The organism is Streptomyces sp. NPDC058257, assembly GCF_042881845.1.
In the GTDB taxonomy this organism is placed as follows: domain Bacteria; phylum Actinomycetota; class Actinomycetes; order Streptomycetales; family Streptomycetaceae; genus Streptomyces.
Genome location: NZ_JBHVXJ010000001.1, coordinates 84,006 through 96,852, shown reverse-complemented (window position 1 = coordinate 96,852; position 12,847 = coordinate 84,006). Strand labels below are relative to the sequence as shown.

Annotated in this window: 5 protein-coding genes, 2 tRNA genes and 4 pseudogenes; 6 read left to right on the top strand and 5 right to left on the bottom strand. The window is 67.3% G+C overall.

Annotated features, from left to right (window positions below; genetic code table 11):
* Nucleotides 1–216: 216 nt before the first annotated feature.
* Nucleotides 217–737, top strand: a pseudogene (locus ACFVXC_RS00395) (transposase family protein).
* A 33-nt stretch (nt 738–770) separates the two neighbouring features.
* Here ACFVXC_RS00395 and pip read toward each other — a convergent pair.
* A complete protein-coding gene (pip, locus tag ACFVXC_RS00390) occupies nt 771–1,733 on the bottom strand; it encodes a prolyl aminopeptidase (RefSeq protein ID WP_389901506.1) in 963 nt (320 codons plus the stop codon).
* A 609-nt stretch (nt 1,734–2,342) separates the two neighbouring features.
* Here pip and cutA point away from each other — a divergent pair.
* Nucleotides 2,343–2,669, top strand: coding sequence for a divalent-cation tolerance protein CutA (cutA, locus tag ACFVXC_RS00385; RefSeq protein ID WP_389900196.1), 327 nt, complete (start codon nt 2,343–2,345; stop codon nt 2,667–2,669).
* Between the two features lie 68 nt (nt 2,670–2,737).
* On the opposite strand, the pseudogene ACFVXC_RS00380 reads toward cutA, so the two are convergent.
* From ACFVXC_RS00380 to ACFVXC_RS00370, 3 pseudogenes are all read right to left on the bottom strand, one after another.
* Nucleotides 2,738–3,232, bottom strand: a pseudogene (locus ACFVXC_RS00380) (transcriptional regulator); the annotation flags it as partial.
* Nucleotides 3,233–3,258: 26 nt separating this feature from the next.
* Nucleotides 3,259–4,354 (bottom strand): annotated as a pseudogene (locus ACFVXC_RS00375) (integrase core domain-containing protein).
* Nucleotides 4,355–4,458: 104 nt separating this feature from the next.
* Nucleotides 4,459–5,662: pseudogene (locus ACFVXC_RS00370) on the bottom strand (IS110 family transposase).
* Between the two features lie 234 nt (nt 5,663–5,896).
* On the opposite strand from ACFVXC_RS00370, the gene ACFVXC_RS00365 reads away from it, so the two are divergent.
* The 4 genes from ACFVXC_RS00365 to ACFVXC_RS00350 all read left to right on the top strand — a co-directional run bounded on the left by ACFVXC_RS00365 (nt 5,897) and on the right by ACFVXC_RS00350 (nt 10,296).
* Nucleotides 5,897–7,060: an IS4 family transposase gene (locus ACFVXC_RS00365; RefSeq protein ID WP_389900194.1), complete on the top strand. Its 1,164-nt coding sequence runs from the start codon at nt 5,897–5,899 to the stop codon at nt 7,058–7,060.
* Nucleotides 7,061–7,709: 649 nt separating this feature from the next.
* Nucleotides 7,710–7,781, top strand: a tRNA-Arg gene (locus ACFVXC_RS00360).
* 3 nt (nt 7,782–7,784) lie between these two features.
* Nucleotides 7,785–10,130, top strand: a complete 2,346-nt coding sequence (locus ACFVXC_RS00355; protein ID WP_389900192.1) for a hypothetical protein — start codon at nt 7,785–7,787, stop codon at nt 10,128–10,130.
* An 86-nt stretch (nt 10,131–10,216) separates the two neighbouring features.
* Nucleotides 10,217–10,296, top strand: a tRNA-Pro gene (locus tag ACFVXC_RS00350).
* A 788-nt stretch (nt 10,297–11,084) separates the two neighbouring features.
* Here the strand turns inward: ACFVXC_RS00350 and ACFVXC_RS00345 are convergent.
* Nucleotides 11,085–12,755, bottom strand: a complete 1,671-nt coding sequence (locus tag ACFVXC_RS00345; RefSeq protein WP_389900190.1) for a TIGR04141 family sporadically distributed protein — start codon at nt 12,753–12,755, stop codon at nt 11,085–11,087.
* Nucleotides 12,756–12,847 lie beyond the last annotated feature (92 nt).

Sequence of the window (12,847 nt, the reverse complement as noted above, 5' to 3'; positions counted from 1 at the left end):
TCCTGCTGCGACGTCACCTGAAGGCGATCCGGTCAAGGTGGCGGATCCTGCCGCCCGGGAAGGTCGCAGTGATCATCCTGGCCGTCCTTCGCCACGACCAGCGGCTGGCCGACATGGCCGGCGGCAACAACGTCTCTGAGTCCACCGTCCGCCGCTGGCGCGACGAACTGATCGTCCTGCTCGCTGCGCAGGCCCCCGCGCCTGGACCGAGCCTTGATGAAGGTCGCCGCGCGAGGCGGGGAGGTCGTCCTGATCGGCGGCACCTTCATCCCCACCCAACGCCGCACCGGAAAGGCCAACCGTCGGAACTTTTCTGGTAAACGCCGCCGTCACGGCCTGCGCTTCCTCGCCCTGACCGACGAAAACGGCCGCCTGATCTGGATATCCGCCGCCCGGCCCGGCCGCACGACATCGCTGCCGCCCGCCACGACCATGTCCTGGACCATCTGCGCAGCGCCGGTCTCGGGGCCCTGGCGGGCCTGGGCTTCCGCGGGCTGGACAACAACGTGCGCGACCCCGTGGTCATCACCGGCTACACCGTCACCCGCACCCACCAGCTCACCGCCGCGCAGCACGACGCCAACCGCGTTCTCGCTATCGGACGAGCACCCGTTGAGCAGGGCTACGCCCACCTCAAGAACTGGCGGTCCCTCCCCAAGCTCCGCACCGACCCCGTCCGCGCCACCCAGCTCCTGCGTGCCCTGCTCGTTTTGACCACCCTCGAAGTCGACCGCTGACGCCTGGATCTCCATGGTGACTGCGGTTCGGGCTCATCCCTGGTGAGCGAATCGGTCAAGGGCTTTGAGTACATGGGCACGTGTGGTGTCGCTTCCCAAATGGCCCGCGCTATCGACGACGATCAGCTCGGCGTCGGGCCATGCGCGGGCCAGCTCCCAGGCGGTGTCGAGCGGACTGCCCATATCCAGTCGGCCGTGGACCAGAACGCCAGGGATGCCGGCCAGGCGGTGGGCGTCACGCAGTAGTTGGCCTTCCTCCAGCCATGCACCGTGGGAGAAGTAGTGCGAACAGATGCGTACGAGGGCCAGCTGTGCGGATGGCGGGCGGTCACCGTACGGGTTGGAGGTGCCGTTTGTCTCCCCGGACAGGACCGCGTCCTCCCAGGCGCACCAGTCGGCCGTGGCCTTCTCCCGTACGGTGGCGTCCGGGTGTTCCACCAGGCGCGCGTAGGCCGCGACGATGTCGCCGTCTCGCGGTGTGCCAGGGGCGCCCGCCAGAAAGTGTCCCCACTGCACAGGGAAGAACCGGCCAACGCCGCGGTAGAGCCAGTCGACTTCGGAGCGCCGGGTGGTGGTGACAGCGGAAATGACGATCTCCGACACCCGCTCCGGGTACGTCTCGGCGTAGGCCAGGATCAGCGTGGATCCCCACGAGCCGCCGTACAGCAACCAGCGGTCGATTCCCAGGTGCTCGCGCAGCTGTTCCATGTCGGCGATCAGATGCTGAGTGGTGTTGTGCCGCAGGTCGGTGAGGGGATCGCTGGCGTGTGGACGGCTGCGCCCGCAACCGCGCTGGTCGAAGAGGACGACTCGATACCTGTCCGGATCGAAGTACTGGCGCACGCCGGCGCCGCATCCTGACCCCGGCCCACCGTGGACGACGGCTGCCGGCTTGCCGTCCGGATTGCCACAGACCTCCCAGTACACGAGGTTGCCGTCACCGACGTCGAGCATCCCCTGTTCGTATGGCTCGATCGGCGGGAGCAGTTCGTCCATTTCCAGACCTCCGCACGGCACAACGTGGACAGGTGCGTAGTAGACAGCATGACCGGCGCCGCCATCGACCAACGCTTCAACAGGTGATCGCTGGCCATGGCCAGCGATCACCCCAGCCGTCCTGACAGACGATCCACTCAGCAGACTGCTGCCCACGACCAGCACGAGAACGACGTCAGACGATCACACCAGTTCGTTGACCTGAGGCTTCACGTTGGCGGAAGACCTCTGTAGGTAAGTGCACCGGAGCCTGCCGTTTGTGACATCGCCCCCAGACCCGGGGAGGGCCCGCTGTGTCAGCTGTCTTGGGCGGGCCGGTGCTGCTCTTTACCAGCGCATCCCGGGCCGAAGGATGCACGGCCGAGGTGTAGGGGCTTGAGTGGAGGGGGAGCCTTGCCGCCCGCCGGTGCGAGCGGCTGGCGCGGCGGTAGCCGGTCCGGATCGACGCCCGGTGTCGCGGATGTGCACTCGCCGGTATTCAGCAGGGAGAGGGCTACGAGGATCACGATCCGGCGAACGGATTCTCACGTGGCGCGAGCTGAGACATGCGCTGAAGACATCCGGTCGGCTGGGTAGGGTCGTAGTACACCGAGCTGGAGAGGTAGTTGCATGGCCATCGAAGTTGTGATTGCGCAGACGACCGTCGATGACGAGGGCAAAGCGGAGGCGTTGGCGCGAGGTGCGGTTGAGGGGCGGCTGGCGGCGTGCGCTCACATCGACGCTCCGTTCACGGCCGTCTACCGGTGGAAGGATGCCATCGAGACTGCGCAAGAATGGCGGATCTCGTACAAGACGACTGTGGATCGGCTCCCGGAGCTTGGCGCGTGGGTGGCCCGGCAGCACCCGTACGATGTCCCAGAATGGATCACTCTTCCCGTGACCGGTGGGTCCGAGGCGTACCTGTCCTGGGTTGTCGAGGAGACGACCGCGTCCTGAAGCGGCGGCGGACGGCGTTGACGCTTATGCCTTCTGAACCTCGCGGTTAATCAGACGTCGGCGCAGGTTCAGGACGCGAACTGCCGCAGGTGGTAGGCGAGTTCCTGTTCACTATCGGGGAGCCAAGTGGCGACCGTCCGGGCCCGCTCCTTGCCCATCGTGTTGGGCTTGGCCTGAGTCGCGGAGGCGAACTGCTGTGCCACGTAGACTCCTTGGTCGATGTTGCCTCCACGTAGCAGCGCCGATGCAAGATCGCCGAGGACGACGACGCCACCATCTGATAGGCCAGTTCCGAGGCGTTTGACCGCGCTGTCTGCCGTGGTGGTCAGCTCTTGCCGCCGCAACTGTCCGTATACGGACAGTGCGAGCGAGTCCATTCGGTACGGGGTGACGAAGCGGACCCACGCCTGCTCGCTGGTGTGGTCCGCGAAGTCGTAGGCGAACCGTGCGCGATCTAGTGCACGCAGCGCGCCCATGTCGTCGCCGAACTGTGCAGCCTCCTCCGCATGCCGACCATGGACCCAGGCAGCAGCGGTGGCGTTGCCACGACCACGCACATTGCGCCTGCCGAAAACTCCATCCGCGCAGTTCAGGCGGCATGTTGGTATTCGTGGAGGACTCCGCCGAGGCGGTCTCTCCGGCGCACTTTCAGTTGGGTGATTTGTGCGTGGGGGAGTGGTGCGGGAACGGCGCGTAGGGGTGCTGCCTGGTCTATCGCCTGGTGGGGCCGGTGGTGGTTGTAGTGCAGTTCGAACTGGCGGAGTGCGTGGCGCAGGTGGTGCTCGTTGAAGATGAGGGTGCGGTCCAGTAGTTCGTGGCGGCAGGTCTGGGCCCAGCGTTCCATGATCGCGTTCATGCGCGGTATCCGGACGCCGGTGTGCACGATCTGGATTCCGGCGTTGGTCAGGATGTCGTCGAAGAGGGCGGGGTACTTCGCGTCCCGGTCCCGGATCAGGTACGTGTGTGTGGCCTGCGCGTCGGCGAGGTCCATGGCCAGGTTGCGGGCGGCCTGGGCCAACCCAGGCCGCGGTGGGGTGGGCTGTGGTGCCGAGGATCCGGATGCGGCGGGTGGCGTGCTCGATGACCGCGAGGATGTACTGGCGCTGGCCGGTCAAAGTCACGGTCTCGATGAAGTCGCAGGCCAGGAGAGTGTCGGCCTGCGAGCGCAGGAAATCGGCCCAGGTGGTGGCTGCCCGGTCGGGCGCCGGATCTATGCCCTTGGAGGTGAGGATCTCCCAGACGGTGGAGGCGGCAATCTTGATGCCGAGCATGGTGAGTTCGCCGTGCACCCTGCGGTATCCCCACGAGGGATTTTCCCGTACCAGGCGCAGGACCAGCACGCGGATGGAATGGACCGTGGGCGGTCGTCCGGGCTTCTTCGGTCGGCAGGTGCGGGCGTGGCGCCGCTTGATCAGATCGCGATGCCAGCGCAGCACCGTGTCTGGCCGGACCAGTAACCGGAGTCGGTGCAGGGCCTGGCGTGGCAGGGGGATCAGTAGAGCGGCGAGGAACGCCCGGTCCGCGGGAGTGAACTTGATGCGGTCCGTGCCGAGTTGTCGCTCAAGGACGGTGAGCTGGTGACGTAGGGCGAGTATCTCCGCGTCCTTGTCGCGGTCGCTCATCGGTAGCAATCGCAGGGCGGCGAACAGGTTGGTGACGGTCAGGTAGGCGAGACGAAGCAACACGAAATCATCCTGCCGCACCGTCGATGAAGCCCCTGATCTGCATGGATGACATTTTCGGCAGGCGCAGGGCCGGGCCGGTGCGGGGGGTGCCTCTATGTTTTTCGTCAAGCGAGGCGTGGGGTGCGGGGTTGGTAGAAGGTGCCGTCGCGGAGCATCGCGAACAGCACGTTGATTCGTTGCCGGGCGAGGCGGAGGAGGGCTTGCGTGTGGGTCTTTCCTCTGGCCCGGCATTTGTCGTAGTAGGTGCGGGAGGCGGGATCGTGCAGGGCGGCGAACGCGGACAGGAACATCGCCCGTTTGAGCTGCCGGTTGCCGCCTCGGGGGGGCGTGTTCGCCGTGGATAGATGTCCCGGATGACTTGGTTGTGGGGGCGAGGCCGGCGTAGGAGGCCAGGTGGGCGGCGGTGGGGAAGCTGGTGGCGTCGCCGACGGTGACCAGCAAGGTGGCGGCGGTCCTGACCGCGACCCCTGGAATCGAGGTCAGGACCGCGGAAAGAGGGCGAGCCTCCAGCAGCTGTCCGATCTGTGCTTCGAGAGCTCGTCGTTGCTCGTGGACAGCGGCGAGCGAACGGGCCAGGGACGGGATCACGACGTCGAGGGTGCCGGTGCCCGGGACCACGACGGTCTACTCGTCGAGCGCGTCGAAGACCTCGTCGATCAGTCGGGCAGCCATGCGCGGAGCCTTGGGCCGGATCACCTCAACGAGCTTGCGGCGGCTGGCCTTTCGCAAGCTGGCCGGGGATCCGTAGCGTTCCAGCAGCCAGGTCATGGCCTGGTGGTCCAGGCGCGGGCCAAGGACGCGCTCCAGGCTGGGGTGGAACTGGGTGAGCAGGCCGCGTATCCGGTTGGAGGTGTGGGTCGCCTCGGCCGCCAGGTCCTGGTCGAAGCCCACCAGCACGGTCAGCTCGGCGGTGATCTCGTCGGTCAGTTCCAACGAGCGCAGGGTGTGTGGCATGGTCCGTGCGGCGTCCGCGATCACCGCGGCGTCTTTGGCGTCATTCTTGGCCTCGCCCGGGTAGAGGTCGGCGATGCGTCGCATCGAGAGTCCGGGCAGGTAGGCGACCTTGTAGCCGGCGTCCCGGGCGACGGTCAGGGGCAGGGCGCCGATGGAGGCGGGCTGGTCCACGATCACCAGGACGGTGTCGAACTTGGCGGTCAGCTTGTCGAAGACGGCCCGCAGTTTCGGCTCGCTGTTGGGCAGCTGCTTGTCGAAGACCTTCTTCCCGGCCGGGGTGAGTCCGTGCCCGTGATGGGCGCTCTTGCTGACGTCCAGACCGAGGAAGACGCCCACATCGTCGATGTCGTCCAACCCATCCTCCCTAACGAGGTTCGTGCGGTGCTGGCCAGGGCGTTGGCGTCGTATGCGTGCATCCACGTTATGCAGACCTGCCGCCCGCGAACGGCCGGGCATTGCGTTCGGCCAGGCGGTAGTCGGACCTCTCATCAGCGTCTCCAACGGCGCCTCTCGGGCCCGGTGACACCACCCCCCAGGTCATCGGTTCCAATGCCGTTGCTTTTGAGGCTGTCGGCCGGTTGATCCGGTGTGCTGATATCCCGTCTGGAGCGGTTGGGGCTGGGCGTCCTGACTCGGACGTGCCCGCCTGAACTGGTGGACCGGGTGGTCGGCGAGGCTGGTCGCTCGGAGAAGCGTCGGCGTCTGCTGTCCGCCCGGTTCACGGTGTACTTCGTCCTGGCGATGTGCCTGTTCCCACAGGCCGACTACCTGGAAGTTCTGCGCTTGGTGAAGACCGGTGATCCGGGGCTGCGGTCTTGGAGCGGGGTGAACAAGTCCTCGCTGGCGAGAGCCCGGCAGAGACTCGGGTGGACGGTGATGCGGGATCTGTTCCGGACCGTGGCCCGGCCTCTGGGCAGTGACGGAGAGCTGTTCCGGGGACTTCGAGTGCTAGCCCTGGACGGGACACTCCTGGCGGTGCCCGACTCCGCGGCGAACAACAACGTGTTCGGCAAGTCGGGCTCACAGCGCAGCCCGATGGGCTATCCCCAAGCGCGAGTTGTCGCCGTGGCCGAGTGCTCGTCCCACGCGGTGCTCGACGCCGTGGTCGGCGGGTTCAAGGAGTCCGAGCGCATCGTCTCCGACGCGTTGGACGCTCACGTCGGGAAGGGCACACTGCTGCTCGCCGACCGTGGCTTGTGGGGCTTGGCTCGTTGGCACCGACTGCGGGAGCAAGGCACTCATCTGCTGTGGCGGATCGAACGGCGCAAGGCCCGCCGGGTCCAGGACGTCCTGCCCGACGGCAGCTACCTGGCCCGGATCGAGGCGAACAAGCACAGCAAAGCGACCGGAACCATCAAGGCCCCGCCGGCCCTGGTGCGGGTGATTGAGTACCGCGTCGACGGGCAGGTCGACATCGTCCGACTGATCACCAGCCTGACCGACCATGAGAAGTACCCCGCCGAAGAACTTGCCGTCCTCTACGCCCGGCGCTGGGAGATCGAGTTGGTCTTCGACGAGATCAAGACTCACCAATGCGGCAGACCAGTGCTCAGATCGCAGATACCCGACGGGGTGCACCAGGAGATCTACGCGCACCTGATCGTGCACCATGCCACCCGGGACCTGTTGGACGAGGCAGCCAGGATGCACCACAGCACCGCCGAGCGGACCTCGTTCATCCGGGCCCTGCATGTCATCCGCCGCACGGTGATCTCGCCGAGCGGCTTTTCTCCCCTCCGCCCGCAGACGTGACCGGCACCTCGGCCTTGCCGAGATTGGACGCAGTCTTCTGCCTCGCCGCCGGTCCCGTGACTGCCCGCGCAAGATCCGGTCATGTATCACCGGGTACGGCAGCAAAACCCCCGACGAGCCCTCCAGCTGTCGTCGCCTACCGGTCGTCGTCACGCTGAACCACCGGTGGCACGACCACTAATGCAACGGCATTGTCATCGGTTCGACAGGGGGGGAACAGTCATGCCGGGTCCGGAGGCCAGCGGCCCTCTTGCAGGACCGCAGAAAACATAACGGGGGACCGCTCCTGTGGGTCCCCTTGCCGGGGTGCGAGTGGACTTTGGCGTCTGTAGGACGCGGTATGGAGATCCTCGCGGTGAGGTCGGTGTCCTGCCTGGTAGGGCGGGAGTGATGTCCAGAAGTCCGAACGTGCCTTTGGACTCAGCGGGTTGTGGCGGGCGATGGCGGTTAGGGAAGCAGAGGAGAGGGTACGTCAGGGTGGCCGCCATGTCCCTGTCCCGCGGGGTGCGGACTCGGCAGACTCCTTCGGGGGCTCACGTCCCGGTCGCCAGGTGCCCGTGATCAAGGGGAAGCTTGATGCCGCAGGTAATCTGGGTTGCCGGAAATAGGGTTGAGGCCGCGAGGCGCGGATGCCTAGGCTCGCTCCCGACGGCGTGTAGCTCAGCAGTAGAGCACCGGGCTCCGGACCCGGAGGGCGCAGGGGCGGCACCTGCCACGTCGGCTTATGAATGACGACACCGAGCAGCAGCCCCACACCGCGAACCCCGGCTATGTAGTTGGTCAGCTGGCCAAGGCGTTCGCCACCGCACTGACCCATCGCGACCCCGACACCCGCCGCCGGGCCGAGGAGCGCGTAGAGCACTGGCGGGCGGTGCTTGCAGGGATGGCTTCGGGCCGGCTGACGATCGGTTCGCGCAAGCCGGTGGAGGACCTTCCGGCATGGGTGACCCCGCAGGTAGTGCGGGGAGGGTTCGCCACGGGCGCCGTGAGCGCCGGGGGGCCGCTGCAGCCGTACGAGACGGAGGCGGCCCGCCGTTTCGGAGTTCCGGCTGACCGGCGGGCACTGTTCGCGTGCTGCCTCTCCGAACCTGGACTGACCTGGCTGTTCAGCCTGCTGGACGACCGCCGCTACGAGGTGACCGTGCCCGAGGAGGCCGCGCTGCTCACCGTGGCATGGCTGGCCCGTTCCGGGGACGGGGCCGCCGCGCTGGACCTCGTGTCCGAGCTGGAGCCGTTCGCGGACAGGCTGCGCTTCCTTCCCCGCCCCGCCGACCGGGCCGTACCCGACGTGATCACTTCCGTGCACCGGCGCACCGTGGCCGACACAGCTGCCACCCTCGCCCGGCGACGCCCGAACACGGCCGTCGAGACGCAGCATGAAGCTCTCACCGTCTGGCAGCCGTTCGGCGACGAACTGCTCACCCTGTGGCTGGAGACCGCCGGACCCGGCCGCGTCCTCGACACCACTCCGGACGCCGACTGTCACCGGCGCGGAACCGCATTGCTGGCTCGCTACCACCAGCTGGCCGCGGAGCATCGCTTGTGCGGCAAGCACCGCAGCCCCAAGGAGAACCTCTCGATCCTGCGCACCGCACTCGAGGACACCCTCACCGGCCGCCCCCTCGACGCCCGTCGGCTCGGCCTGCTGCAGCACGCTGCCGAGTCGATGGTGCGGCGCCGCGGCACCCCCGGCTCCCCGCCGCACCACGCACTCCGCCACCGGCAGGCCCGGCAGACGGCACTCCCTTCCCACTATGCGCTCGCCCATCTGGTCATGCGGCGCTGCTCCGAACTGCCCCAGGGCGAAGGGGTATCCGATACCGGGCTGCTGATCGCCGAAGTGAGCGAGCAGGAGTACCGGGAGACCGGCCTGCCCGCCGGGACGGCGATCCCTGCATCGATCCGCTGGACGGTCGAGGCCGCGCTCAGCGCCCCGCTCAGCACGCTCGTGGAGCGCAGCGTCGTCCCCTCTGCCGAGGTCATGGCCGAGCTGGTGCCACAGTTCGTCGCCGTCACCACCGCCCACCAGTACAGCGACGCGTCGCTTCGGACACTGATGTCCGCGAACTACCGGGCATTCCGCAACCGCCGCTCCCTGCTGCTGCTCAACCTTGAGCGGCAGGTACGAACGGAGGAACTGCCGTGGGTGCGAGCCTTGTCCGGTCAGCGCGGTGACGCGACTGGGAGCGGCCGGTCAGCAGACGGCTCGTCGGAGACCGGAACCGGCCAGGGCCCCGCCCTCATCGCGCTCCGGCAGCTGGGCGAACTGGCCGTGCAGGGTTTCCCCGGCACGATCCTCCCCAACCCGCTTGTCCGCGAACTCGGTGTCCTCGCTCACCAGGCCGACCTGAAGGCCCCCTTCGTGGAGGAACTGGCCGCCGACATCTTCATGGGCTCCTTCACCCCGAAATTCCTCAAGTCGGCCCGCGTCGCCGCCGAGCTTTTGGGCGGCACCCTGTACGAGCGCTACTACGGAATCGACTACGCGGCGCTCCGTAACCTGGCGATCATCGAGACGTCCGACGCTCTCAACCGCTCGTACGGTGCCCGCACTTCCCCCGGCTTCGCCAAACTGTGCGTCGGCCGAGCCACCGGCACCCCACGGCCCGGAGCCTCGGCCGACTTTTGGTCCGTGGCGGCCAGCGGCATGGTGATCGAGCAGTCCCAGATCCTTACCACCCATAACCTGGCCGTCCTCGCCCGCCACGTCGGCATCTCTCCCGACTGGCCCGACCTCGCCCGCCGGGCCTTCGTCGCCGTGTGCCGCCTGACTGCCCGTGTGCACGACAACCCACGCCCCTTGCGCACCGTCAAGGACGCCGCGTACGCATGGCGGCAAATGCTCTTTCACATTTCCCGGTGCACTCCTGCCGAACAGGCGGCCTTCCTGGCCTCGCTGGACGAGGAGGTGGCCCGCCACCCTGCCCACGTGGCCCCACGCCTGGCCCCCGCACTGGTGGGCCTGCACCAGGTCGCTGCGGGTGGGGCAGCGGACACGGGGACTGGCCGCCGCTTCCTGGGCTGGAGCGCGGAGGGTCACTGGATGGTGGCGGGCGGGTCAGGGCCTTGAAACGAGGGGGCACTACATTAGCTCCGCGCCACCTAAGGGGTACTAGCGGCGCCGTACTGCCGCGTACGGCGTTGTACAGGCGCCAACGGGACTTCAGAACTCCGTGCCGTACTAGGTCACTTGACTGGGGGTCAAGGGGTCGCAGGTTCAAATCCTGTCGTCCCGACGGAAACGTCGCAGGTAGGGGCCATCTTCGGATGGCCCCTACTTCGTGTTTGGGAGCAATTCTGGGAGCGGGGAGCCGCTCCCTATGCTCCCAGGGAGCGGGAGTCTGGGAGCGACGTCAACCGGGGGTGGACGGATGGTCACCCGATCCGGTTGCTCCCAGGGAGCATCTCCGCTGCCTGGTCTGGTGTACGAGGCTAGGGGTCGCGCTGTTCCGCCCCTTGTCCGAATACTCGTCCAGGGGCCGTGCTCCCGCTCGACCCCTTGACGGCTTTCACCGACCCCATGTCTGCGGGGAGTCCATGTCTCGGTGCGCACGGCATCCAGAGGTTGAACGCTGGGGCGGGATGCGGTGCAGGTCGGAGGGGGTGGCGGTTGGGGGTGAGTGCTCCTGCGGGTCCGCTTGGCCCGAAGCGCATGGATGTTTGCGTCTGTAGGACGCGGTGTGGAGATGTTGCTAATGGCTGCGGTGTCCTGACTGGCGCGGACAGGGCCGCGCGTCTTCGACCTTTGTCTTGCAGAGGTCCCGCGATGCGGCAAGGGTGCTACCGGACTGGCATATAGCGGGAAATCTGCGCCGTCCGGATTGACGACGGCGAGCAACTGGCCGCCAGAATGCTGACACCTATTCGAAGCGCTGCCTGAGCCAGGACCCCGACGCGGCGACTGGGGCCGCATCCGGGCCGCAGTCTTCCCTGGTCGCACTGCGGTATGGATCGAAGCGACTGTCACGGAAGAGCCCTATTGCTGGAGCCGAACCGGCGGTAGCCGCTACCGGCGCAGGTGTCGTCACGCCGCGGTGGACGTCGCGGCGTCTGTTGTCGTCGGCACGGGGACGAGCTCCACGCTCATCCCGCGTGCGGTGAGGTCCCGTACCGTCTGGTGGAGCGTGATCTGAGAGAAGGCGAAGAGGGAGTCGGGGGTCACAGCTACCCCGGACTTGTGCCGGACGGCGAAGACCAGCCGGCGGGGTGTGAAATCGTCCGGCAACTTGATTCTCCCGCCGCTGTCCCGAGTCACCCGGCTGATGAACTGGGCTCTGGCCTCGAATGAGTTGAGCAGAAGTTCTACGGCTACCTGGGCCTGCCCGAGGAGATGGCTGAAGGAGCCCGAGGAGTTGGATTGTTTGACGAGGATCAGGGTGCCGTCCGGCGTCAGCAGGTCGCAGATCTCGACGCGGTCGGTGCGTCTCAGGGGGTTGTTGATGAACTCGCCATCCAGGAACAGCCAATCCGGCCGAATTTCGGCGACTGCCCGGTTGTAAGTCCGTTCGCTCGCAGCCCCGGGCCAGGGCGGCAGGCCGTACACGGCAGCGTCGGTGAAGATGCGCCGCAGGCCGTCGCGCACGGAGTCGATGTAGCCGGCGCCCAGCTCGTACCAGTCGCCGTCCAGAAGGCAGTACTTCCGTGAGCCGAGCGAGACGTCGGCCTGGACCCAGTCCAGCGCGTGGGTGGTTGCCAGCGGGACGGCGTATCTGGGCGACGGGTCGCGGTGGAGGGTCACTGTGCCGTCGCGCAGGGCGGCAAGACGGGTGCCGGGTCGGCAGATCCGGGCCCGGGTGAGGACGTAGCTCAGGTCGAAGGCGTCGGACAGGAAGGCGTCGATGCTGCCGATACGGGTCCGGTACGCGGTGGCCTCGGCGGACGTGTCGTGTAGGTCGAGGGGGACGGAGAATGAGATCCGTCCGTCGGGGGGAGCCCCGAGAAGACGGTCGAGGGCCGCATCGAGCCCGGCGCGGGTGACGGCGTCGGTGACCGGGACGATGTGGTCGACGAATTCCAGCTCCGGGTGCGGGTTGTCTCCCTGGCAGACCCGGGTGATCGTGCGCAGATCCTCGACCAAGTCCGCCGGCTCGATGCCGAGGGGGAGTCGCAGGCCGACACCACCCTGGGCGGTGCAGGCCCGGCCGTTCGCGTGGCGGCTGCGGGTGAGCGGGATGTCGTCGAGGTGACCGCCGAGGTGGCGGACCACGCGTGCCTGGTCACGGATACCGAGTGCCGGAACCGAGGTGCCGGCGGGTACCAGGGAGATATCGGTGCGAGGCCGGCCAAGCGCTTTGGTGACGGCGCCGCTGATGTGCCGGGGGTCGATCATGCGGATGGCGAAACGGAGGCCGAACCGTTTGTCCTTGAGGGCGTCGGGAATCAAGCGGTATCCGTTTCCACAGGTCACGGCGTATACCTGGCCGTCGACGGCGAGAAGCAGCAGAGAGCCGGTGCGCCGCACCGGCTCGAACACCGGGATTCCGGTGGTTCGGGCGTTGGGCGCACACCAGGTGTCGGCCTCCTCCTCCTTGCCGTAGGTGAGGTAGACCGCGGGCACACCGAGGACCTCCGGGTGGTGCAGTTCTGCTCCTAGCCGGTCGAGCTGTTCGTGGTCGAGGACCTCGAACATGGCCTCCGGTGTCGGCGAGACCGTGCCGAGGCGGTAGACGGTGCGGACTGCGGTGTGGGCGGTCATAAGGATGTCTCCGAGTGTTTGTGGGATGTGGTGCGAGAAGGCTGACGACAGCTCGGCTGTATACATCGAACGATGACAGGCACCTGTGTACG